The sequence below is a fragment of the Ornithinibacillus caprae genome (assembly GCF_009728145.1).
Classification (GTDB): Bacteria; Bacillota; Bacilli; order Bacillales; family Amphibacillaceae; genus Ornithinibacillus; species Ornithinibacillus caprae.
This window is the reverse complement of the sequence record NZ_WOCA01000018.1, coordinates 64,310-87,146: the sequence shown is the minus strand read 5'-3', so window position 1 is coordinate 87,146 and position 22,837 is coordinate 64,310. Positions and strand designations below refer to the sequence as shown.

Annotated in this window: 23 protein-coding genes and 1 riboswitch; of the genes, 14 read left to right on the top strand and 9 right to left on the bottom strand. The window is 36.4% G+C overall.

What is annotated here, in order from left to right:
* The 7 genes from GMD78_RS17860 to GMD78_RS17830 form a co-directional block, all read left to right on the top strand.
* On the top strand, window positions 1–89 hold an 89-nt coding region (locus tag GMD78_RS17860; protein WP_155670825.1), incomplete at its 5' end, for an IS3 family transposase.
* A gap of 289 nt (window positions 90–378) precedes the next feature.
* A complete protein-coding gene (gene chvE / locus GMD78_RS17855; protein ID WP_155670809.1) occupies window positions 379–1,452 on the top strand; it encodes a multiple monosaccharide ABC transporter substrate-binding protein in 1,074 nt (357 codons plus the stop codon).
* 89 nt (window positions 1,453–1,541) lie between these two features.
* Window positions 1,542–3,077: a multiple monosaccharide ABC transporter ATP-binding protein gene (gene mmsA / locus GMD78_RS17850; protein WP_155670807.1), complete on the top strand. Its 1,536-nt coding sequence runs from the start codon at window positions 1,542–1,544 to the stop codon at window positions 3,075–3,077.
* A 3-nt stretch (window positions 3,078–3,080) separates the two neighbouring features.
* Window positions 3,081–4,235, top strand: a complete 1,155-nt coding sequence (gene mmsB, locus GMD78_RS17845; RefSeq protein WP_343042424.1) for a multiple monosaccharide ABC transporter permease — start codon at window positions 3,081–3,083, stop codon at window positions 4,233–4,235.
* A gap of 131 nt (window positions 4,236–4,366) precedes the next feature.
* Window positions 4,367–5,500 carry an ROK family transcriptional regulator gene (locus GMD78_RS17840; protein ID WP_155670805.1) on the top strand — a complete coding sequence of 378 codons (1,134 nt, stop codon included), beginning with the start codon at window positions 4,367–4,369 and terminating at the stop codon, window positions 5,498–5,500.
* A 90-nt stretch (window positions 5,501–5,590) separates the two neighbouring features.
* Window positions 5,591–6,145 (top strand): nucleoside/nucleotide kinase family protein, encoded by a 555-nt coding sequence (locus GMD78_RS17835; RefSeq protein ID WP_155670803.1) that lies wholly within the window; start codon window positions 5,591–5,593, stop codon window positions 6,143–6,145.
* A gap of 60 nt (window positions 6,146–6,205) precedes the next feature.
* Window positions 6,206–6,865, top strand: coding sequence for a hypothetical protein (locus GMD78_RS17830; RefSeq protein ID WP_155670801.1), 660 nt, complete (start codon window positions 6,206–6,208; stop codon window positions 6,863–6,865).
* Between the two features lie 62 nt (window positions 6,866–6,927).
* Here GMD78_RS17830 and GMD78_RS17825 read toward each other — a convergent pair whose 3' ends face one another.
* The 7 genes from GMD78_RS17825 to GMD78_RS17795 all read right to left on the bottom strand — a co-directional run bounded on the left by GMD78_RS17825 (window position 6,928) and on the right by GMD78_RS17795 (window position 13,836).
* Window positions 6,928–7,965: an aldose epimerase family protein gene (locus GMD78_RS17825; RefSeq protein ID WP_155670799.1), complete on the bottom strand. Its 1,038-nt coding sequence runs from the start codon at window positions 7,963–7,965 to the stop codon at window positions 6,928–6,930.
* A 13-nt stretch (window positions 7,966–7,978) separates the two neighbouring features.
* Window positions 7,979–9,475 (bottom strand): UDP-glucose--hexose-1-phosphate uridylyltransferase, encoded by a 1,497-nt coding sequence (galT, locus tag GMD78_RS17820; protein WP_155670797.1) that lies wholly within the window; start codon window positions 9,473–9,475, stop codon window positions 7,979–7,981.
* Window positions 9,476–9,480: 5 nt separating this feature from the next.
* Entirely contained in the window at window positions 9,481–10,473 is a 993-nt protein-coding gene (gene galE / locus GMD78_RS17815) for a UDP-glucose 4-epimerase GalE (protein ID WP_155670795.1), read from the bottom strand.
* Entirely contained in the window at window positions 10,470–11,657 is a 1,188-nt protein-coding gene (locus tag GMD78_RS17810) for a galactokinase (protein WP_155670793.1), read from the bottom strand. The genes galE and GMD78_RS17810 overlap by 4 nt, the downstream gene beginning before the upstream one ends.
* Window positions 11,658–11,820: 163 nt before the next feature.
* Entirely contained in the window at window positions 11,821–12,615 is a 795-nt protein-coding gene (locus GMD78_RS17805) for a FixH family protein (RefSeq protein WP_155670791.1), read from the bottom strand.
* A 27-nt stretch (window positions 12,616–12,642) separates the two neighbouring features.
* Window positions 12,643–13,218 (bottom strand): SCO family protein, encoded by a 576-nt coding sequence (locus GMD78_RS17800; RefSeq protein WP_155670789.1) that lies wholly within the window; start codon window positions 13,216–13,218, stop codon window positions 12,643–12,645.
* A 24-nt stretch (window positions 13,219–13,242) separates the two neighbouring features.
* Entirely contained in the window at window positions 13,243–13,836 is a 594-nt protein-coding gene (locus GMD78_RS17795; protein ID WP_155670821.1) for a DeoR family transcriptional regulator, read from the bottom strand.
* Between the two features lie 207 nt (window positions 13,837–14,043).
* Here GMD78_RS17795 and GMD78_RS17790 point away from each other — a divergent pair, with 207 nt between their 5' ends.
* The 6 genes from GMD78_RS17790 (at window position 14,044) to GMD78_RS17765 (ending at window position 19,201) form a co-directional block, all read left to right on the top strand.
* Window positions 14,044–14,808, top strand: a complete 765-nt coding sequence (locus GMD78_RS17790) for an alpha/beta hydrolase (protein ID WP_155670787.1) — start codon at window positions 14,044–14,046, stop codon at window positions 14,806–14,808.
* A gap of 254 nt (window positions 14,809–15,062) precedes the next feature.
* Window positions 15,063–16,658 (top strand): esterase/lipase family protein, encoded by a 1,596-nt coding sequence (locus tag GMD78_RS17785; protein ID WP_155670785.1) that lies wholly within the window; start codon window positions 15,063–15,065, stop codon window positions 16,656–16,658.
* A gap of 179 nt (window positions 16,659–16,837) precedes the next feature.
* The gene (locus GMD78_RS17780; protein WP_155670783.1) at window positions 16,838–17,287 is read left to right on the top strand and encodes a DUF2243 domain-containing protein; all 450 of its coding nucleotides are present in this window, start codon (window positions 16,838–16,840) and stop codon (window positions 17,285–17,287) included.
* An 11-nt stretch (window positions 17,288–17,298) separates the two neighbouring features.
* Window positions 17,299–17,748, top strand: a complete 450-nt coding sequence (locus tag GMD78_RS17775) for a hypothetical protein (RefSeq protein ID WP_155670781.1) — start codon at window positions 17,299–17,301, stop codon at window positions 17,746–17,748.
* Window positions 17,749–17,905: 157 nt separating this feature from the next.
* A riboswitch (PreQ1 riboswitch) is annotated at window positions 17,906–17,952 on the top strand.
* An 80-nt stretch (window positions 17,953–18,032) separates the two neighbouring features.
* Complete coding sequence (gene queF, locus GMD78_RS17770) at window positions 18,033–18,530, top strand: preQ(1) synthase (RefSeq protein WP_155670779.1); 498 nt, start codon at window positions 18,033–18,035, stop codon at window positions 18,528–18,530.
* Between the two features lie 50 nt (window positions 18,531–18,580).
* Window positions 18,581–19,201, top strand: a complete 621-nt coding sequence (locus GMD78_RS17765; protein ID WP_155670777.1) for a queuosine precursor transporter — start codon at window positions 18,581–18,583, stop codon at window positions 19,199–19,201.
* Between the two features lie 101 nt (window positions 19,202–19,302).
* On the opposite strand, the gene corA is transcribed toward GMD78_RS17765, so the two are convergent.
* Window positions 19,303–20,253, bottom strand: a complete 951-nt coding sequence (gene corA / locus GMD78_RS17760; protein ID WP_155670774.1) for a magnesium/cobalt transporter CorA — start codon at window positions 20,251–20,253, stop codon at window positions 19,303–19,305.
* A 135-nt stretch (window positions 20,254–20,388) separates the two neighbouring features.
* Here corA and GMD78_RS17755 point away from each other — a divergent pair, with 135 nt between their 5' ends.
* The gene (locus GMD78_RS17755) at window positions 20,389–21,696 is read left to right on the top strand and encodes a serine hydrolase domain-containing protein (RefSeq protein ID WP_155670772.1); all 1,308 of its coding nucleotides are present in this window, start codon (window positions 20,389–20,391) and stop codon (window positions 21,694–21,696) included.
* Window positions 21,697–21,755: 59 nt separating this feature from the next.
* Here the strand turns inward: GMD78_RS17755 and GMD78_RS17750 are convergent, their stop codons facing one another.
* Complete coding sequence (locus tag GMD78_RS17750; protein WP_155670770.1) at window positions 21,756–22,628, bottom strand: superoxide dismutase; 873 nt, start codon at window positions 22,626–22,628, stop codon at window positions 21,756–21,758.
* Window positions 22,629–22,837 lie beyond the last annotated feature (209 nt).

Sequence of the window (22,837 nt, the reverse complement as noted above, 5' to 3'; positions counted from 1 at the left end):
TGACTTATTACAACAACTACAGATATCAATGGAATCTAAAAAAGATGACCCCTGTACAATACAGGAATCACCTTTCCAGTGTAGCATAGTCTTTTTTAAAATAGTCCTTTACAAAGGGTACATTTTAATAAAATGAGGTGGTTTTTATTTATTGATTAAATATTTTCATAATTACTATTGCAATAGACATTTGTATATTTTATAATGAATGTACGTACAAGATGACTAAAACCTTTTTATGTTGTACGAACAAATTATTGGTTGCTTTATTACAAAGTATAGCTACATATTTTTTTCACTAATTATGAAAGCGCTATCTGTAAGCGTTATCTACTTTGTGATAAAAAATCTAACTAATAACGAATAGGGGGAAAAATAATGAAGAAACTTAGTTGGATTCTAGGTATTTTTATTCTTGCAATTGCTATGGTTGGATGTAGTAGTAGTTCAAGCGGAGATGGCGACACGAAGACAGTAGGAATCGCCATGCCTACCAAGTCTTCCGAAAGATGGGTTTATGATGGTGAAAATATGCAAGCTGAATTTGAAGAGCTTGGATATGAGGTTGATTTGCAGTACGCAGAGGATGTAGTAGAAAACCAATTATCTCAAATTGAAAACATGATTACAAAAGGTGTAGACATTCTTGTGATCGCTTCAATTGATGGAGAAGCTTTAACAGATGTATTAGAACAAGCTGAAAGTCAAGATATTCCAGTTATTGCATATGACCGCTTGATCATGAATAGTGATCATGTAAGTTACTATGCAACCTTTGATAACTTCCAGGTTGGTGTTCTACAGGCTCAATATATTGAGGAACAACTAGGACTAGCTAATGGAGAAGGTCCATTTAATATTGAATTATTTGCAGGCTCACCAGATGATAACAACGCGTATTTCTTCTGGGATGGTGCAATTTCTGTTTTACAACCATATATTGATAATGGACAACTAGTTGTACAAAGTGGTCAAACAGACTTTGAACAAGGTGCAACATTACGTTGGGATGGTTCAAAGGCTCAAGAGCGCATGGATAACCTACTAAGTGCACATTATTCAAGTGAACGAGTAGATGTCGTTCTGTCACCATTCGATGGTATTAGTCGTGGAGTTATTTCTTCACTTAAAGCAGTAGGGTATGGAACAGGCGATAATCCAATGCCAATTGTTACTGGACAAGATGCTGAGTTAGCTTCTGTTAAATCTATTATTGCTGGCGAGCAGACTCAAACAATTTTCAAGGATACTAGAGAACTAGCTAAAAAAGCAGTAAATATGGCAGATTCTGTTCTGAGTGGTGAAGAACCTGAAATTAATGATACAGAAACATATGACAACGGGAATAAGGTTGTTCCTTCGTATTTATTAGAACCAGTTTCCGTAGATATTGATAACTATGAAGAAGCATTAATTGATACAGGTTACTTTACGGAAGATGAATTAGAGTAATGTTAAATTAAAAGACTAGTAGATGGTTTAACAATGTTTTTACATTGTTAAATCATCTTACTTATTTCCAGTTCAAAGGTGTGATAACTATGGCTGAGATGATATTGGAAATGAAGAGCATTACCAAAACATTTCCTGGGGTAAAAGCGTTAGATGATGTGAATTTTAAGGTGAAGCAGGGTGAAATCCATGCACTTATTGGAGAAAATGGTGCTGGAAAATCAACATTGATGAAAGTGTTGAGTGGTGTTCATCCACATGGTACATATGACGGAAGCATTATTTTTCATGGGAAGGAATGTGAATTCAAAAATATTAATGAGAGTGAAGATCTTGGTATTGTAATTATTCACCAAGAGCTAGCTTTAATACCAGAACTTTCCATTGCAGAAAATATATTTCTTGGGAATGAACAGGCGAGAAAAGGAGTTATAGATTGGAATAAAACAATAACAGAGACAAAGAAACTACTTGAAAAAGTTGGGCTTAAGGTCGATCCGCAAGAACAAATAAAAAATATTGGTGTTGGTCAACAGCAATTAGTTGAGATTGCCAAGGCATTATCAAAAGAAGTAAAACTACTTATTTTAGATGAACCAACGGCGGCATTAAATGAAGAAGATAGTGAAAACCTATTAAATCTTTTACTAGAATTTAAGAAACAGGGAATGACCTCCATTATGATTTCCCATAAATTAAAAGAGTTGTTAAAAGTATCGGATACGATCACCGTATTACGTGATGGTCAAACCATACAATCGTATGGTGTAAAAGAAAATGAAGTAACAGAAGCCCGCATTATAAAGGATATGGTTGGTAGGGATTTATCCAATCTCTTTCCGGACCGTACATATAATATTAAAGATAACAAGGTATTTGAGGTGAAAAACTGGTCTGCTTATCACCCGTTGGATACGGAAAAGAAGATTCTAGATGATGTGAACTTGCATGTTAAGCAGGGAGAGATTGTTGGTATTGCAGGATTAATGGGAGCAGGTCGAACAGAACTAGCGATGAGTATCTTTGGGAAATCGTACGGAAAGAGGATAACTGGACAATTATATAAAGGTGGGGAAGAGGTTACATTTAAGGACGTACCAGATGCTGTTAAACATGGTGTTGCCTATGTATCTGAGAATCGTAAGGAATATGGACTCATCCTTGTTGATAGTGTGAAAAACAATTTAACCTTAGCTAACCTTACAAAAGTTGCTAACAACAATATCCTTAATACAAGCCAAGAAGTTGTTGAAGCGGAATCATTGAAATCAAAAATAAATATTAAAACACCTAGCATCCAACAGAAAACAATTAACCTTAGTGGTGGAAACCAACAAAAAGTAGTTCTAGGAAAATGGATGTTTACTGACCCAGATGTGTTGATTTTGGATGAACCAACACGGGGAATTGATGTAGGTGCGAAGTTTGAAATATATAAACTTATCAATGAACTTGCAGCTCAAGGGAAAAGTATTATTATGATCTCATCAGAATTACCAGAGTTATTAGGTATGTGTGATCGGATCTACACATTATGTGAAGGGAAAATTACTGGAGATATACCTAAGGAAGAAGCAAATCAAGAAACATTGATGACATATATGACACAGAATTGGAGGTCGTAAGCTGTGGATGGTCTTAAGAATCTTATTACTAATAATATTAGAAAATTTGGAATGGTAATTGCGTTAGTTGGTATAGTCATCTTATTTCAAATTTTAACAGGTGGAATCTTATTAACTCCATTAAATGTAACAAACATTATCATGCAAAATAGTTATATTATTGTATTGGCTATTGGTATGATGCTCATTATTATCACCGGAGAAATTGACCTGTCGGTAGGATCGGTTGCAGCATTTATTGGTGCTGTGTCTGGGGTTTTATTAGTAACATTGGATCTGCCAGTTATTGTAGGTATTCTTCTTTGTTTACTGTTAGGGGCTATAATTGGTGCATGGCAGGGATTTTGGGTTGCTTATGTAAATATCCCATCGTTTATCGTTACTTTAGCAGGGATGTTGATTTTTAGAGGTTTAACTTTAGTAGTACTAGAAGGACGAACTATTGCTCCATTTCCAAATGGATTTAGAAGTCTTAGCTCTTCTTTCATGCCTGATGCCTTTGGAACAGAACTTCATATGTTGACAATTATTATTGGGGTACTATTATCTTTAGCATATGTACTATATGAGTTAAGGGTTAGAAGAACAGACCTCAAATATAGTTTTAAAACAACCTCGTTCCCATTGTTTGTTTTAAAGATTTTTATAATAACTGTAGTTATAAATGTATTTACGTTTGTTTTAGCACAATATGAAGGAATTCCATATGTTTTAATAGTGCTATTAGTTTTAATCTTAGGATATACTTTTGTTATGAACAAGACGGTAATTGGTCGTCATATATACGCTTTAGGTGGAAATATTAATGCCGCTCAATTATCAGGTGTGAAAACAAAGAAAATGAAATTCTGGGTTTTTGTTAATATGGGAACTCTTGCAGCTTTATCTGGATTGATTTTTGCAGGTCGTTTAAATGCTGCTACACCACAAGCAGGTAACCTGTTTGAATTAGATGCGATTGCAGCTGCTGTAATTGGTGGTGCGTCCTTTACTGGCGGTGTGGGAACAATTTTTGGAGCTGTCATCGGTGCACTGGTTATGGGGGTACTGAATAATGGTATGTCTATAATGGGAATTGGTATCGATTGGCAACAGGCAATTAAAGGGCTTGTATTACTTGGTGCAGTTGCATTTGATGTATTAAATAAAAATAAATAAGTAGAATAATAGAAAGAAGCCACTCTTTTATGAGATGGCTTCTTTTGTGTGTTAACTCACCACTTATTTAATTTAATTAATTAAGTGTGGTATAATACATTACAACAAGAGTGATAGACGGAGGATAAGTTATGAAACGCGGAACATTTCAATTAATGAAATCTGTAAATAAATCAATTATCTTAAATAAAATTCGAACAGGGGAACCAATATCTCGAGCACAAATTGCAAAAGAAACGACGTTAACACCACCCACTGTAAGTAGTATTGTGAAGGAATTAATAGAAGAAGGAATTGTTAGGGAAAGTGAATTAGGTGAGTCAAAAGGTGGAAGAAAACCAACGATGCTTCTGATTAATCATAGTGCCTTTTTTGTAGTTGGAGTTGATGCTGGTCCAAATAAGATAGGGTGTGTTCTTGCTGATTTATCTGGAAAAATATATGAGCGGACATCTATTCCGTTACAGGAAATTACGAGCAATGAACAATTTCTTTCTATCTTAGTGGAAAGTATTCGAACTATTTTAAAGCGTGTAGATCAAAAAGGGAATGTAATTGGCATTGGTGTTGCCATGCATGGGGTAGTAGATGTAGAAACGGGGACGTCATTAGTTGCTCCTAACCTACAGCTACGTGATATTCCCATTAAAGAGACGTTGGAAAATGAATTTCAAATGGTTATAAAAGTAGAAAATGACGCACGTGCGATGGCATTAGGTGAATCGTGGTTTGGTAATCATGGTTCGTTGAATAGTATGCTTGCTGTTAATCTTGGAAGTGGTGTTGGTGCCGGTGTGGTCATAAATGGAAAGCTATACCATGGTGCACAGGATATAGCAGGAGAAGTTGGTCATATGACGATTGATATGCATGGGGAGGTTTGTGAATGTGGCAATCGAGGCTGTTTACAAACTTTCGCAACTGGGTCAGCAATTGCTGAGCAGGCTGGAGTTGATTCAGGGGAGGAAGTGTTTCGTTTAGCTAATGAAGGAAACGAAAAATATGCGACTATCTTAAAGGAAACAGGTGCTGTGATTGGTGTTGGATTAACGAATTTAATCCACATTATTAACCCTCAGGTAATTGTATTAGGTGGTGGAGTAGCCAAATCACAAAAATATATTTTACCATCGATCCAGCAAACTATTGAGGAGCGTGGTTTAACCAAAGCTGCTAAGGAGACAAAGGTAGTCATTTCCAATCTTGGTGATGACGCAACATTATTGGGAGCAGTAGCATTGTTGTTGGTGGAGTTGTTTGAATAAGACTATTAAGTTAGTGCACCAATCTATATAATTGGATTTTTATAAAACGAGCGAATTGTAAAATAGATTTCTTCAAAAAGAGGTGGATGGATGAAAAAAGTAATGAGCCCGCTTGTTATTGCCGTAGGAGGAGTTTCTGGTGGTGGAAAAACTACCGTATCTAATCATTTACATGAGAGATTGTCAAACTCTAAATTACTCCATTTTGATGATTATAATTTTGAAGGTCCTAACGATATTATTGATTGGGTTGACAGAGGAGCAAATTATGACGAATGGAATCTGGACCCGTTCATTAGAGATATTAACACGTTATTAAAAGAATCACTTGATTACATCTTTTTGGATTATCCCTTTGCATATAGACACACCAAAACTAGTGAATTTATTGATTATACTGTATATATTGATACTCCACTGGACATTGCAATGGCTCGTCGAGTGTTGAGAGATTTTAACGAAAACTCAAATGAAAGTATCTTGAGTGAAATGAAAAACTACGTAGCGCAAGGAAGAAGAGGCTATCTTGAGATGTTGAAATCAATTAAACCAAAATCGGACTTAATTGTTGATGGAACACTTTACCTACCTGTAATAGGAGAGGATATAATTGAGGCGATTTCAACAATAACGGAACATCCTTAATTAATATTACAATTCCCCACCAGCTATAAACAAGCTTCATCAACAAGGGGGAAAACAGCTTTGGTGTCCGATGATCTTGCACCTGTGTCCGAAGTTCCGATTCTAGTGTCCGATAATCTAGCGCAAGAGTCCGATGATCTGGTTCCAGTGTCCGATAATGTAGCGCCAGTGTCCGAAGTTCCGATTCCAGTGTCCGATAATGTAGCACAAGTGTCCGAAGTTCCGATTCCAGTGACCGATAATGTTGCACATGTGTCCGATGATCTAGTTTCAGTGACCGATAATGTAGCACATGTGTCCGATGATCTGGTTTCAGTGACCGATAATGTAGCGCAAGTGTCCGATGATCTAGTTTCAGTGACCGATAATGTAGCGCAAGAGTCCGATGATCTGGTTCCAGTGACCGATAATGTAGCGCAAGAGTCCGATGATCTGGTTCCATTGTCCGATAATGTAGCACAAGAGTCCGATGATCTAATTCCAGTGTCCGATAATGTAGCACAAGAGTCCGATGATCTGGTTCCAGTGTCCGATAATGTAGCACAAGAGTCCGAAGTTCCGATTCCAGTGTCCGATAATGTAGCGCAAGAGTCCGAAGTTCCGATTCTAGAGTCCGATGTTCTAGCCTCCGCATCTATTGTTTCCTCTCCTGTAAGGAACGAAGAAAACCCCTACTGCGAGAAGATTCACATGATAAAACGGGTCCCTACATTCAAGTAAGGACCCGTTATTATTGTTTTTCTTATGTTGAAGGAAAAATCCCCTTCATTAACTAGTCCATCTTAGTTCTTAACACCAAATGTAAATATTGTTTGCTTCTTATAGGCTTGATTTTCTTCTACAACAATACTTGGAATTTCTTCATGATGTAATGAAGCAGGTGAGCCTTGGGTTTCAAAACAAACTCCTAAATATTGCTTTGATTCACCTTCTGCTAGTTCTAATCCCTCATTTAATGAGTTTGCTGTATACATGACCATGCCAGGCTGGTTGGTCGAAATGTGTAATGTCCGTCCACTCGTTTCTTCGGTAACAATTACATTATCTGTTTTCTTCTGATTAAATACAAAGTAGTGATCATAGCCGTTACCAACGATTTCGTTGTGCTTGTACTCTCCATTTAATCCATCCTTTAATTTCCTTCCATTACGAAAATCAAAGGTAGTATCATCCACTTTTAATTGGCTTCCTGTTGGGATTAGTTCATTATCTAATTCAATAAACTGATCGCTATCAATGGTAACATGATGTTGGTGGATGGTATCTTTTAAATTTCCACTTAAATTAAAATACGAATGATTGGTTAATGCAATTGGAGTTTTCTTATCACTAATTGCATCGTATTCGATTTTTAGTTGATTCTCATTTGTTAAAATATACGTAACCGTCGCATGTAGTTCACCTGGATAACCACTGGCACCGTCAGGGCTTTTGTGGCTTAGTCTAAGTCCGACTGAATCCGCAGTTTGAAATGGTTCAACATCCCAGATTACCTGATGAAAACCGCTAGATCCTCCGTGTAGGTGGTGCTTTCCTTCATTTTCATCTAGTTTATAGGGTTGTAAATCAAGTTGAAAGGAGGAGTTAGCAATTCTCCCAGCAACCCTACCAATGATGGCGCCGAAACAATTTGGATTATCTTCATAATCTTGTATGTTCTTATAGCCAAGAACGACATTTTCAAGTTTTCCAAGACGATCCGGAACCAATATTTTGCTAATAATTCCTCCATAATTTAGGACACTAACCTGCATACCATTATCGTTTGCTAACGTATATTGCTTCCAATGAGTAGTTGTTTTTTCCGTTTCGATGTACATTCTATCACTCCACTTATGCATTTAAAACATTAATAAAACGTTTAAATGCTTGTATTCCTTTTCCAGTTTGCTTGAATACACCAACATCTTCTAGTACTCTAGCAAATTTCTTCGTTAATTCTTTTTCTATGATTACCTGTGCTTCTTCCTTACTAGTAACGGTCCCATAGATATCCTTCATTGCTAGTGCCCAATCCATGTGATATTCAGCTACCTCGTCTACTTGGCCAAGTAGGAACGATTTAATTGTCTCTAACTCCTGTTCCAATCGTGCTGGCAATACAGCTAAACCCATCACTTCAATGAGTCCAATATTTTCCTTTTTAATATGGTGGACATCAGCATGTGGATGAAATATTCCCATTGGATGTTCATCAGTAGTACGATTGTTACGCAGTACGAGATCCAATTCAAAGTTACCGTTACGGTTTCGTGCGATTGGTGTTATCGTGTTATGCCTAGTATCTTTAGTATACGCTAATATTTCTACCTCTGCATCACTATAATCCTTCCATGCCTGAAGGATATGATTACCAGCTGCAACAATTTCTTCTATTGTGTTTCCAGTTAAACGAATAACAGATAATGGCCATTTTAATATAGAACCAGTAACGTTTGCAAATGAATGAAGCTTAAAGGTATGAATATGTTCAGCATTTGTCATCGCAAACTCATACCGACCAGCTTGGTAATGGTCATGACTTAAAATTGAACCACCAACAATTGGTAAATCAGCATTTGACCCAATAAAGTAGTGGGGAAACTTTTCCGTAAATGATAATAGTCGGTGAAAAGCAGTTTTATCAATTTTCATATTTCGATGCTCTTCTGAAAGTAAAATACTGTGCTCGTTGTAATAGACGTATGGTGAATACTGTAAATACCAGTTTTCTTCCTGTAGCGGGACTTCAATTACTCGATGATTTGCACGGGCTGGATAAGCAGTTCTACCAACATACCCTTCGTTTTCCACGCATAACACACATTTCGGATAGTTGATATCTTTTGGTTTTATCTCACGTTCCCGTTTAATCTGTTCCGGGTCTTTTTCTGGCTTAGAAAGATTGATCGTAATATCTAACTCCCCGTAAGAAGTCTTTGATTTAAAATGAATATTTTTAGCAATTCGTTTCATCTGAATATAATTACTGTTTTTACTTAACTCATAAAAATAGTCAGTTGCGGCCTTAGGTGACTGCTTATAAAGATCATTAAATGTTTGATTGATAACGGATGGCCTTGCGACAAAGCAGTTCATGATGTTTGCAGAGAGAATTTCCTTATCATCAAACACATCCTCAATAACACCTTGTTTAAGTGCGTAATCGACGATGTCTTCTAATAGATTAGGAATAGATTTATCGCTAGGATTTTCTACGAATTCTGGAAAGCTATCTATTTTTAGTAGATGGAGTACTTGGTTACGAACATATACTTCATCTGTTGACTCAATCAGTTTTACCTCACGTGCTTTTTCGATCAAACCGGCTATATCCTGGAAAATATTCATTAATATTACTCCTCTCCATATCCATTTGGATGAGCAACATGCCATTTCCAAGCATCCTGCATGATTTTCTTGATGGACGTGCGAGTTGGATTCCAGCCAAGAATACGTTTGGCTTTTTCTGAACTAGCAATCAACGTACTTGGATCTCCAGCACGACGTTCGCCAATTTGTTCTGGAATCTCTTTTCCAGTAACTTCACGAGCAGTTTCGATCATTTGTTTCACAGAGAATCCTTGACTACTCCCTAGATTAAATATATCGCTTTGACCGTCTTTTTGTAGATAGTCTAGTGCTAGTAAATGGGCGTTAATAAGGTCTTCAACATGAATATAATCGCGAATACACGTGCCATCTGGTGTATCATAATCTTCACCAAAAATTGTAATATGAGAACGCTGACCAAGTGCTACTTGAAGAATAATTGGGATCAAATGGGTTTCAGGTCGATGATCTTCACCGATTTCTCCAGACTCTCTGGCGCCTGCAACATTGAAATAACGTAAGGAAACAAATTTAATATCATGAGCTTTTTCTGTCCATTTCATCATTTTTTCCATCGTCAATTTCGTTTCTCCGTACGTACTGGTAGGTAAGGTAGGCATCGTCTCTGTGATTGGAACCGTATCAGGTTCCCCGTACGTTGCTGCAGTAGATGAAAAAACAATATGTTTAACATCAAATTCGGTCATTGCTTGTAATACTACTTGAGTGCCATAGACATTGTTGTCAATATATTTTAATGGTAGTTCCATGGATTCGCCTACTAGTGAATTTGCAGCAAAATGAATGACACCATCAATATTTTCCTTTTTGAAAACGGTACGAAGAAAATCTAGATCACGAATATCTCCTTGATAAAAGGTAGCTTCTGGATGTATTGCTTCTTGATGGCCAGTTTCTAAGTTATCAATAACAATGACTTTTTTCCCCTGGTCGATAAGTTGATAGACTGCATGAGATCCGATATATCCTGCTCCGCCTAACACTAGTACACTCATTTTATGACACCCTCTTCTAGTTTTTTCGCTCCATCACCGATGGTTGCGGTATAAAATGTTGCTTCATAACCAACCACTTCTTGATATGCTTTATTTACATTCTCTTTAAAGCTTTCCACTTGATCTTTTTTTATAATGGCAATGGCACATCCGCCGAAGCCTGCACCAGTCATTCGAGCACCTAGAACACCTTCTTGATCCCTAGCAGCCTTTACAATAGTGTCCAGCTCCAGTCCAGTAACTTCATAGTCTTTTCGAAGTGATTCATGGGAATCACTCATTAGTTTCCCGAAGGATGTTAGATCACCTTGTTGTAATTTTTCATAAGCTTCTAATGTACGTGCGTTTTCATAGACTGCATGCTTTGCACGTTTTTGGTTGATTTCATCTTGAACAAGGTGATGATGTCGTTCAAATTCATCTTTTGTAAGTTCACCAAGACTTTTAATTTTAAGTTCAGTTTGTAGATCTTTTAGAGCCTTCTCACATTGTGATCTGCGTTCATTGTATTTGGAACCAGCAAGTGTTCGTTGCTTATTTGTATTAATGATCATAATTACGTGATCCCCAAGGTCCATTGGTGCATAATGATATTCCAATGTATCACAATCTAGTAGAATAGCGTGATTCGTTTTTCCCATGCCAATTGCGAACTGGTCCATGATCCCACTATTTACACCAATATATTTATTTTCTACCTGTTGACCAAGCTTTGCCAGTTGAATACGGTCAATTTGTAGATGGAATAACTCCTCCACTAATACTCCTGTTACTAATTCGATCGAAGCAGAGGAGGAGAGTCCAGCTCCATTAGGAATGTTTCCATAGAATAAAATATCCATTCCTTGATCTATCGAAAATCCTGACTGTTTTAGGTAATAGATCATTCCTTTTGGATAGTTAGCCCAATCGTGTTCCTCATTATAGGTTAGATCGGTTAGGTCACATTCAATGATACCTTTTTCTGAAAAGTTCATGGAATAAAAGCGTAATTTAGAATCATTTCGTAGCTGAGCTAATGCATATGTTCCAAATGAAATGGAAGCAGGGAAAACATGGCCTCCATTATAATCCGTATGCTCACCTATCAGGTTAATCCGTCCAGGAGCAAAAAACGGATGAGGTGTTGTTTTTGTTTGAAATATGTTTTGAAACTCTGTTTCTAAGTTAGTTAAAGTTGTCATAGTAACCTCCTAAAAATATAAGACAAGGCTTACTGTTTAGTTTATTAATTAATTTAATTAAGTTTCATAACTTTATTCTACAACTAAATAAATAGAAGTGCAACATTAAAAGAGGTGCCTGTCACTTGTCGAATTTCGACAAGTGACAGGCACCTTATTTTTACTATTTCACTTCAAGTTCGTAGGTTTCATGTTCATGTAGTCCTTCATCATTTTCTACGTGTACTTGTATGTTATATTCTCCTGGATCTGAAAACTGATGTGTCGCATGGTATTCACCAGGATTTTTTTCCTCTGCTGGAATCCATTCATGTTTATCTGAAATGGTATCATTCCAAATTTCATATTGAACTTTTGCATTTGTTAAAGATTTGTTGTCCATTTTTAGTTGGACCGTAAGATTAATTTCTTCCATTACTTGAACAGGGTCAAGTTCTGTAAACTCCATCGTGAATCCTTCTGAAGCTTCTTCGCTATGGGAGTGTCCACTTTCGTCATGATGTTCATCTGTACTATCCTGGTCTTCTTCATCTGGATATTCTCCACCTTCACCGACAGTTACTTCTTGTTTAGGCATCGTATGTAAATCCCTAGCCGTTACATGTACTTGAATATGAAAGATACCATCTTGTTCGAATGAAGTTTCAGCAGTATACGTACCATCTCCATGATTTGTTGCTTCAATACGGTAGCTATCTTCCTGTTGACCTTCCTCCCAAACCTCATATTCTACTTCATCAGCGTCTGACACCATCTCATCACCATAGGTGACTACAGCTTTCATTTCTAACGTTTCATTTACTTCAACTGAATCTGGAACTTGAAGGTCGACTTCGAGAATTGCCATGTCATCTTCTTCAGGCATTTCATTCATATCTTTCTCTTCATCGTTACAAGCTACTAGTATAGTACTAAAAAAAAGAATTAAAGAAAAAATCCAAATTGTTTTTTTAGTCATTGTAAAGTCTCTCCGTTTCTATTTGTGTTATTTAATGACTCTCTTTAAATCATCAATTATAATATCTGTTTCCTTTGAGGTTGTTCCATTGTATTTTTTAATTACCTCACCTTCTGGACTAACAAGAAAGAAACTAGTTCCGTGTGTAACTTGGTCGGAATCCTCAGGAGGCTCTATTAGGGCTGATTGAAAGCTTTTGATGGAAAGTTCTTTAATCGTTTGAAAATCATATCCGGTAAGAAATGTCCAGTTATCTAAATCTGCTTCATATTCAGCTGCGTATTCCTTTAATACTTCTGGTGTATCGAAGTCTGGATCTACACTAAAGGAGATAAGCTGTACATCCAGATCTTCTTCTTTAATTTTTTCTTGTAATAAAGCCATGTTTGATGTCATCGGTAGGCATACTGTTGTGCAATTAGTGAAAATAAAATCCGCAATCCACCATTGTCCATCTAAATCTTCTAGATTAAGTGTTTCATTATCTTGCGTTGTGAATTCAAAAGGCTCGACATCTCTTGACATGTTTGTGTCGATATTATATCCACCACAAGCAGCTAAAAATATAAAGGAACCGACTATAATTAATTTTATTGTTCTCAAGGTTTACACCCTTTCCTGATTGCTTTAGGTTGATGAATGGGAAGGGTGACAGCCTTCACCGTTCATTTTTTTTCTATTCAAATTCATTACTTCTTTAAACGTGTATACATCTCCACCAAAGCCGCTTACAAATTTTTCTGCATGATCTTTTAATTCAAATGATATAATTTGTGGCTGACAGCAACCAATATGAACGGTTGTATCCATTACAAACCAGCTCGTTGGTGCGCTTAATGTTATTTGTCTTAAGAAGTCGTAGCAGATTGCTTGCACAACTTGATCTCCTAACTGGCTGTGACGAAGGAGGCCACAATGAGTACAGCATGCAGTTTCTATCTTTGAATCAGGTAAAATCAGTCGATAGGCAAGTCGCTCCTGAATTTTACTACCGCAAATGACACAGCCCGCAATGGAAGGTGAAAAATGATCTTCTGGGTTATGTACGAGCGTAATTCCACCAAATGTTTTGCTTATTAATCCTTCGTCTATTAATGGTTTTAGATCACGGTGAATGGTCATTTCAGAAACATTAAGTTCTTTGCTTAATTCGGAGATTTTCATACTGTGCTTTTCCGTAATTAATTCCTTAATCTTATTTTGGCGTTCGATTGGTAGCATGTTGTACACCTTCATTTCACAGTCTGTATAGATTTTAACAAATTCAAACATTTTCTAACATTAGATTATCAATTGATAAGGTGTAAAGCAATGGAGGTTGTGTGAACGATATGTGACAGATTTGTTTCATAGTAGTACCTGCTTCTCTTGTTAAATCGATATTTTTGATAAAATAGATAAAAAGGTAAGTGGATAGGGGAATGTTAAATGGCTTTATTAAAATGCGATTATTTCTCAGAAGTATTAGGATTAAGTACATCCATGTCGGTTATTCTCCCAGAAATATCCTTACCAAAAGGAACAGAGAAGCATACATATCCGACATTGTTTCTTTTGCACGGATTGGGTGATGACCATACGATTTGGACAAGACGAACTAGTATTGAGAGATACGTGGAGAGATTAGGGCTAGCCGTTGTGATGCCTCAGGTTGATCATAGTTATTACACAGATATGGAATATGGTAAAAAGTATTGGGCGTTTCTCTCAGAAGAGCTCCCACATGTAGCTCGTTCATATTTTCCATTGTCGAAAAAGCGTAATGAAAACTTTGTAGCCGGGCTTTCCATGGGAGGCTATGGGGCTTTAAAATGGGCATTAAGACAACCGGAAAAATTTGCAGCAGCAGCAAGTTTATCTGGTGTCGTAGATATTGCTACTCGAGTAGACAATATTGATGGAAAGCGAAAACCACTATTTAATTCCATTTTTGGTGGAAATGACATTAAAGGTACAGAGGATGATTTATACTGGTTGATTGAACAAGGCAATAATTCGGACAAGCCTAAACCACTTTTATACCAGTGCTGTGGTACAGAAGATTTTTTATATGAAGAAAACGTTCAGTTTCATGAAGTAGTTAAACATTCGTCATATCAGCTTCAAACTGAATTTGGAGCTGGGGATCATGAATGGGCATATTGGGATAAGAAAATACAGGATGTGTTACATTGGCTTCCTATTCATCAGTGAGTGTGAATCAATAGTTTTTTAGTTAAGGGAGAATCCAGACGTTATGTCCCAACTATTACTAGACAAGAAAGTTCTCAGAATTGCAACGAAGGATTTTGCTACAAAGTTTGGCAATAGATAGTTTACTTCATCTAGTATCTAATCTAAAGTACCCACCTAGGGTATTATTACCTAATTCCTATTGTTTCCTCATCAAACCCAAAACCTAGGAATACATTTTTTGTGAAGTACAAAAACAAATTAGGAGGAAAAGAATGCATCTTGGATTAAAACGCTTGGTGTTTATCTGTTTCTTGCTTGGTTTTACGTTTGCTATTTGTACGACGGTTTCGGCGACTACCAAACAAACATCTGATATTCCTGATCCACAATTAGTCGGTAAATCTGATGGTATTTCTACAATGGGAAAGGTGGGTAATGGAAATGATGAGACTCCAGGAGAATGGTACATTGGTTCAGCACCTTCTAATCCAATACCGAATGCCCCCGTGATTTTATTTGTACCAGGACTAAATAATGTTGCACAGATTTTTTGGGAAGATAATGATATGTACCAATCTGCAGTAAATGCAGGATATCAAACAGTTTTTGTTCAATTGTATGATGCAGGTGGTGCATCAGCTGACATGTGGGAGAATGGTGCATTGCTTGCAGAAAAAATTAATGAAATTTCAAATCACTTTGGTAAACCAATCACTGTAGTTGCATATAGTAAAGGTGGTGTAGATACACAGGCTGCTTTAACCTATTATGATGCTTGGCAACATGTTGACAATGTAATCACATTATCAAGTCCTCACCATGGTTCTCAGCTAGCTGATTTAGCATATAGCTCTTCCGCTGGTTGGCTAGCAGATTTACTTGGTGCACAAGGTGAAGGAACATATGCAATGCAAATGGGATACATGGAAAATTTCAGGGACCAAACCGATGACCAATCAATGGCTTATTATAATGATTATTACACATTGGGAGGAACGAATTGGGGTTCTGTATTTTCTTCTACTTGGTTTGGTGGAATGTATTTATCTCAGTACGGCTCCAATGATGGTGTCGTAACAACCGCAAGTAGTAGTCTACCAGGTGGCCAACAGCTTGCCATTGGTGATTGGAACCATACATCGATACGAACGGGTGTTACATTCCCAATTTTTGAAAGTTATGTGATGGATAACCAGCAAAATAGTGAAGAATCTAACAACACGGTGGAGAGTGTAGAAATGAATTCCCCTACTGTGAATCAATGGCTAAATGGTGGACCACTGCAAAAGGAACGGAAATCTGCTGCTATTGTTACTGTTGAAAATGATGTGGATCATGTATCTTTTCATGTGATGACTTCTAATAAGTTATCAGAATTAAGATTAATAGATCCTAGTGGAAAAGAAATTACCCAAAAGATAACAACTATAGAAAATGAAGAAGGGGTTTTTGTTGGATCATTTAGTCACTTGCTAACAGTGGATCAACCAATGGCTGGAAATTGGAAGGTGGAGCTGGTATCAGACCAGGATGATGCATACGTATTATTGGCTAACTATACAACAACACCAAAACTAATTCGTAATGAAAAGTTGGAATCCAAGGAAAAACTTGAGGTTACGTATCAATTGGAAGTTGATAAAAGTATCATACAAGAAAAAACATTAAAAGCAACTTATGATATTACACAATCCAGTAATCCCAAAAATAGAAAAACGTTTACTGTGAGTGGCAAATCTGATTTATCCAAGCAATTGGTATTTGATCAGGCGAATGAAGTGTATAATATTACGATTGAAGTTAAGGGATTAACGGAAGCTGGGAAGGAGTTTACACGTACAATTGTTGACTCCGTATATGTAGATTAATTGCTATAAGCGACTGCTGTGTAGGTGGAGATACCACTTATGCAGCAGTTTTTTAGTAGAATAGAAAGCTTAACCGATAGTTGCCAAAAAACAAGTTTTCTAACCTTATAGGTATCTTAGTACAAAAATATGGAAATAATAATTTAATAGATACTAGCTGATTTAATAGGAGAGTAGCCATGAAACAAAAAACAAGATTTGGTGTATCAGCAATTGGTAGTTTTGTATTAGGATTTGGTTTCATGGGAGCAATGGATGGGATCATATTTCATCAGCTCCTACAATGGCATAGTGTTGTAATGAATACAACTAGAGAGGGACAAATTCTAAGTGATGGTATATTTCACTTTGCTGTTACGATTGCCATAGTGGTTGGAGGGATCATGCTATGGATAGCGGGAAAACCTACTATACTACCAAGAGGAATTCGCCTATTAGTTGGAGGATTTCTACTTGGGAGTGGAATTTTTAACTTAGTAGAAGGAATAGTTAATCATCATTTACTACAAATCCACCGAGTAAAACCAGGTGATGCAAATGCAATCGTCTATGATTTATCCTTTTTAGCATTAGGACTGATCTTAGCGATAGTAGGCTATATCGTATATCGAAATGCTAAAACCAATTAAGGAGAGTTTCTATGTATCGGTTAATTAGTTTCATTGTTCTTTTTTCACTTGTTTCTGTATTATTGTATTTTCATCAACAAAATAGCCATTATGCCTATGGTCATACAGACAACCATGATGAAAAGATAGTAGAGGTACCTTCTGAATCTAGCGTTCCTATGTTAACTGGTTCGGTACACCAAGATCATTCTGGATCTTGGTATGTCAAAATTCAAACAGATAATTTTACATTTGCACCAGAAAGTGTTGGCTTGGAAAATGAGGAAGCTTACCATGAAGGACATGCTCATTTGTATCTAAATGGGGAGAAGTTAAATCGGATGTATGGAGAGTATTATAATTTAGATTATTTAGACCCAGGTACGTATCAAGTAAAAGTAACGCTTCACGCAAATAATCATGGCTTGCTTGTATATGATGGAGAAGAAATTGCGTTTGAAGAGGAACTAATAGTGGAGTGAAGGGAGTCGCTGATAATGGAGAACAAATACGAAAGTATGTGCTAGAAGCGAATCCCAGAACCCCTCGGGTACAACATTAAAAATTTGATTGACAAGTCAAGCATCCCCCTATATAATTAGTCGAGTGAAATGGATCATTATATATCCGTTACGATAAACGGAAGAGGTTCTTAGCTTCAACCCTCTATAAAAAACTAAGGACAGATGATGCGATTAGTTAACCATGTGCCTTAGGGCCGTGGTTTTTTGTTTTTTTATAGGAGAAATCATAAGGAGGAATTCCGATGGCTGGTAGAAAAGATGAGGATTTAACAGATATTACACTTCTTGGTAGTCAAGGTACAGAGTATTCATTTGACTATGCTCCAGAAGTTTTAGAGACGTTTGATAACCAACATCCTAATCGGGATTATTTTGTGAAATTTAATATTCCTGAATTTACAACGTTGTGTCCAAAAACCAGACAGCCCGATTTTGGAACAGTATATATTAGTTATATTCCAGATAAAAAAATGGTAGAAAGTAAATCATTAAAGCTATACATGTTCAGTTTTAGAAATCATGGAGATTTCCACGAGGATAGCATGAACATTATAATGAATGATTTAATTGAATTAATGGATCCACGTTATATTGAAGTATGGGGAAAATTCACGCCACGTGGAGGAATCTCTATTGATCCGTATTGTAACTATGGGAAGCCAGGAACAAAGTATGAGCAAATGGCGGACCATCGTATGATGAATCATGATATGTACCCAGAAAAAATTGATAATCGCTAAATTCCTGAGGGTGAGCTTTGTCCTTTTCTAAGTCAAAGGGAGAAAGATAAATGTTTGTATATTTAAATGCGTTATTTGTAGGACTCTTATTAATTGCTAATATTTTAGGAGTTAAATTATTTAGTATTGGAGAATTTATTTTACCTGCTGCAGTTATTGTCTATGTTGTGACCTATTTAATTACCGATGTAATAGGTGAATTATATGGGAAAGAAGCAGCTAGAAAAACGGTTCAAGCTGGATTTATTACACAAGTTGTAGCATTAATTTTTATCTTTATTGCGATTCAACTTCCGGCTGCACCTGTATTTGAATCCCAAGCACAATTTGAAGAAATTTTAGGTGGAAGCTTCCGTGTAATCCTGGCAAGCTTACTATCTTATATAGCAAGTCAGAACGTAGATGTTTCTATTTTCCATCGTTTGAAAGCTAAACACGGTGAAGGAAAACTGTGGCTACGTAATAATGTATCTACCATGACAAGTCAGTTGATTGATACAACAATATTTATCACCATTGCATTCTGGGGAACGGTTCCTACAGGAGTCTTACTTGGTATGATTGCTACTCAGTATGTTGCAAAATTAATTATTGCTTTCATTGATACGCCAATCGCATACCTCTTAGTAAGAATTGGAAGAAAGCAACAACAAACACAAGCAGCAGCATAAAATATAATAAAGCATCCCTTTATTAATGAGAGGGATGCTTTTTTAGCTTGTTATAGAAATTAATCGGTAATCGAAAAAATCGACTTTCCACTCAAGTCCATCTACCACAGCCAGCCCTTCTTCTTAAACCAAATAATCATCCCAACAGTTATTGCAAGCATGACACCCAAGACAATAAAATAACCATATTTCCACTCTAATTCTGGCATGTTGAGGAAGTTCATGCCGTAAATACCTGCGATAAAAGTTAATGGTGAAAAGATAGAAGTAATGACAGTTAAAATTTGAATGACTTTGTTTTGTTGGTAGGAGTTTAATGATATAAAATTGTTTCGGATATCGTTGGTAATCTCTCGATTGGAGTTGATCATTTCCGATATTTTTAATAGATGATCATACACATCGATAAAATATTCCCTTCGTTCTAGTACTTCTTCCAAGTGGTGAGAGTTGATAATTCGATAGAGTAAATCACGGATAGGATTTACAGCGTGTCTTAACTCAAGTAATTCATGCCTGAGTAAAAATAATCGATCTAAGAGCACTTCCATCGATTTATTTTCTGGATTGTTTTCAACTATTTTAATTTCATCCTCTAGCTCATGAATAATCGGGAAAAAATTATCCACTACTTTATCCATAATCTCATAAAAAACACGGTAAATGCTCCAGGTTTCTAGTTTATTCGTTAATAGAATTTCATTCCACACGGTGTTTACTTCACTTAAGTCCTCATAATGGAAGGTAACGATAGAATTTTCACCAATAAAAAAATTCATCTCATGCTGATTGTATTCTGCTCTTCCAACAGTGTGGGTAACAACATAGTAAAAATCATCATAGAAATCCAGCTTGGATCGTTGCATACTATGAATGCAGTCTTCAATCGCTAATGGATGAAAATGAAGCTTTTTACTTAATTGTTCCGTTTCCTCACGCGTTGGTTTATTGAAATCAATCCAATACCAGGTATAATCTTCAGGAACAAATTCATCGATGGTTACATTGGTTATTTGTTTATTTTCTGAAGTAACTCCCATGATTTGAATCATGATTGATGCCCCTTTTCATATGGGTTTAGGTTGTTCCGAATTAGATTAATTTATACAAATTAATTTCATTACTTTTTTAATAATTCAAACAAGTATTTGTTATAATCAAAGTAAGTTTAATAGAGAGGTGAGCAAATGGATTGGACTATTTTCGAAGAACGAATGAAGAAACGTATGCAAAAGGAAAAGATTCCTGGCGCAGCTATAGCTATTAGTAGGCAAGGAAAGGTTATTTATGAAAAGGGATTCGGTGTGCGAGATATACAAACAAAGGAGCCCGTTACACCTAATACAGTTTTTGGTATTGCTTCGGTAACCAAATCCTTTTCTGCACTCGTAATTGCTAAATTAGAGGAAGAAGGGAAGCTATCCATAGATGACCCTGTTGTAAAGCATTTACCTGCGTTTGATATTCAGCATGTGGAACCAATCGAATCTGTTAAAATTCATCACTTATTAACCCATACGACAGGACTTGCTCCAATGCAGCGAAGAGAGGAATTAAATCATTTTCAAGATCATTTGACGTATATTGCAAGTGAAGAGCACGATTTACTTGGAAAACCAGGGGAATATTTTAGTTATTGTAATGATAGCTTTTTATTATTAGGTGCAATTATTGAAAAATATACTGGGAAGTTATATAGAAGAGCGTTAACAGAACACGTACTTAATCCGTTAAATATGAACCGTTCTACCTTTAATATTGAGGAATTACATAAAATGAGCAATGTATCTATACCGTACATTTATGATTCACAGAAGGAAGAATTTCAAGAACAGCCTTGGCCGACCTTGGGGAATTATGAAGTTGGTGGTGGAATTCGATCAACGGTTAAAGATTTGGTTAAATATGGAGAGTTATATGTAAATAAAGTTCACGGAAAATTACATTTGACTAGTGATCAATTAGCAAAAATGTATGCCCTTCATGTGCCGATTGATCAGGATTCTTACTATGGATATGCCTTTAAAGTTACACCTAATTACCACGGGGTGACACTAGTTGAACATGGTGGTGGTCAGCCAGGTGTTTCTTCTAACTTTGGCTTTATTCCAGAACAGAAAATCGTAGTTGCAGTTCTTACAAATGTTTCGAATGTGGCAGCTAATGAAATTTGGCTCGAAGCGGTAAACGCAATGATGGAATTACCACTAGATGAAAAGCTTGGCAATCGAGAGTTTATCCATCTACCGTTAGGAAGAAAGGAACGTTTTATTGGTGAATATCAATCAAGAGAAGGCAACTTGATTGAAGTGAAGTTAGAAAATGGAGACTTGTACGTCATCATTGAGAAAGAAAAATATGTATTAAAGCCCGCCAAACAAGACACGCTCATCATCATAAAAAAAAATCGCCCGATTCGCTTTCATTTTAAAGAAGGTCAAGATAAAGCATGGGCAGCATTTCTTGGCATGCGAATGTTACCAAGAAAAAAATAAGCTCAAACCTATGAAAAAAGCCTCATCAATAGATTTGATGGGCTTTTCATAGGTTTGGGCTAATATAATTTCCATCTCAACTTACTAGCTTCTACGAATCGTTTATTTACATCATCCCAATTAACGACATTCCACCAATTTTTAACATAGCTTTCCTTATCATTTTCATATTGCAAGTAATAAGCGTGCTCCCATACATCTAATACAAGTAGTGGGATCGTGTCTGGTACTTGGAATAATTGATGTTTTTCAAAGGATTGCACACCGAGTTTTCCACTTCTTGGTGCCCAAAATAATACCGCCCATCCATTCCCTTCTACAGAAGTAGCAACATCCGTAAATAGGTCTTTGAATTTTCTCCAGCTTCCGAAATCAGCTTCTATTTTACGGAGGATTTCGCCTGAAGGCTTTTTAGAAGAGTTTGGGGTCATATTGTTCCAAAATATGGTATGCAAGTAGTGACCTGCACCATTAAATGCTTGATCTCGAAGCCAGTGCTTGATTGGATCTTTGGGCTTCTTTTCCGTATATAATGCTTTTTCGGCTTTGTTTAAGCCATCTACATAGGATTGATGATGCTTATCATGATGGAGTCGCATAATTCGTTCACTTATATAGGGTTCCAATGCATCATACTTGTATGGTAGTGGTGGAAGTTTATGTTCACCATATGGAATACTGCCCATATCTTGGACTTTTTTTTCTTTAATAGTTGATAAAATACGTTGACCTTCTGTTTGGATCGAATCGATTATTTCTGGATTATCATTCCCATGATTCATTTGATATTTGATTTTTGATTGCCAATGGTCAATTTGCTTGATCCAGCGTTCTACATCTTCACGGGGTACTTCATGTTGTTGTATCGTCTGTTTGATTTGATCTCCCCATGCAATTAGGCTTTCCAGATAGCTTTGTTTTTTTGTATCCATAAAAATCACCTCGATGTAGCATATGCCTAGTAATATTTAACAGTGCTTGTGTTACTTACTTTAAATCCTCAGATAATCAAACGTAGGTAAATCGGTCCTATGAAAAAATAACTGTATTCTATAGAACCTACTTTTAGAAGCAATACCAATTACCTGTTTTAACTAGTTTCATAAGCCTAATTAGCTTTAGAGATATTGAGAACGAGAGT

What these genes read in the sequence shown, in the direction of transcription:
- chvE (WP_155670809.1), top strand. Translation starts at nt 379, where the DNA reads ATGAAGAAACTTAGTTGGATTCTAGGTATTTTTATTCTTGCAATTGCT.
- mmsA (WP_155670807.1), top strand. Translation starts at nt 1,542, where the DNA reads ATGGCTGAGATGATATTGGAAATGAAGAGCATTACCAAAACATTTCCT.
- GMD78_RS17840 (WP_155670805.1), top strand. Translation starts at nt 4,367, where the DNA reads ATGAAACGCGGAACATTTCAATTAATGAAATCTGTAAATAAATCAATT.
- GMD78_RS17835 (WP_155670803.1), top strand. Translation starts at nt 5,591, where the DNA reads ATGAAAAAAGTAATGAGCCCGCTTGTTATTGCCGTAGGAGGAGTTTCT.
- GMD78_RS17825 (WP_155670799.1), bottom strand. Translation starts at nt 7,965, where the DNA reads ATGTACATCGAAACGGAAAAAACAACTACTCATTGGAAGCAATATACG.
- galT (WP_155670797.1), bottom strand. Translation starts at nt 9,475, where the DNA reads ATGAATATTTTCCAGGATATAGCCGGTTTGATCGAAAAAGCACGTGAG.
- galE (WP_155670795.1), bottom strand. Translation starts at nt 10,473, where the DNA reads ATGAGTGTACTAGTGTTAGGCGGAGCAGGATATATCGGATCTCATGCA.
- GMD78_RS17810 (WP_155670793.1), bottom strand. Translation starts at nt 11,657, where the DNA reads ATGACAACTTTAACTAACTTAGAAACAGAGTTTCAAAACATATTTCAA.
- GMD78_RS17805 (WP_155670791.1), bottom strand. Translation starts at nt 12,615, where the DNA reads ATGACTAAAAAAACAATTTGGATTTTTTCTTTAATTCTTTTTTTTAGT.
- GMD78_RS17795 (WP_155670821.1), bottom strand. Translation starts at nt 13,836, where the DNA reads ATGCTACCAATCGAACGCCAAAATAAGATTAAGGAATTAATTACGGAA.
- GMD78_RS17790 (WP_155670787.1), top strand. Translation starts at nt 14,044, where the DNA reads ATGGCTTTATTAAAATGCGATTATTTCTCAGAAGTATTAGGATTAAGT.
- GMD78_RS17785 (WP_155670785.1), top strand. Translation starts at nt 15,063, where the DNA reads ATGCATCTTGGATTAAAACGCTTGGTGTTTATCTGTTTCTTGCTTGGT.
- GMD78_RS17780 (WP_155670783.1), top strand. Translation starts at nt 16,838, where the DNA reads ATGAAACAAAAAACAAGATTTGGTGTATCAGCAATTGGTAGTTTTGTA.
- GMD78_RS17775 (WP_155670781.1), top strand. Translation starts at nt 17,299, where the DNA reads ATGTATCGGTTAATTAGTTTCATTGTTCTTTTTTCACTTGTTTCTGTA.
- queF (WP_155670779.1), top strand. Translation starts at nt 18,033, where the DNA reads ATGGCTGGTAGAAAAGATGAGGATTTAACAGATATTACACTTCTTGGT.
- GMD78_RS17765 (WP_155670777.1), top strand. Translation starts at nt 18,581, where the DNA reads ATGTTTGTATATTTAAATGCGTTATTTGTAGGACTCTTATTAATTGCT.
- corA (WP_155670774.1), bottom strand. Translation starts at nt 20,253, where the DNA reads ATGATTCAAATCATGGGAGTTACTTCAGAAAATAAACAAATAACCAAT.
- GMD78_RS17755 (WP_155670772.1), top strand. Translation starts at nt 20,389, where the DNA reads ATGGATTGGACTATTTTCGAAGAACGAATGAAGAAACGTATGCAAAAG.
- GMD78_RS17750 (WP_155670770.1), bottom strand. Translation starts at nt 22,628, where the DNA reads ATGGATACAAAAAAACAAAGCTATCTGGAAAGCCTAATTGCATGGGGA.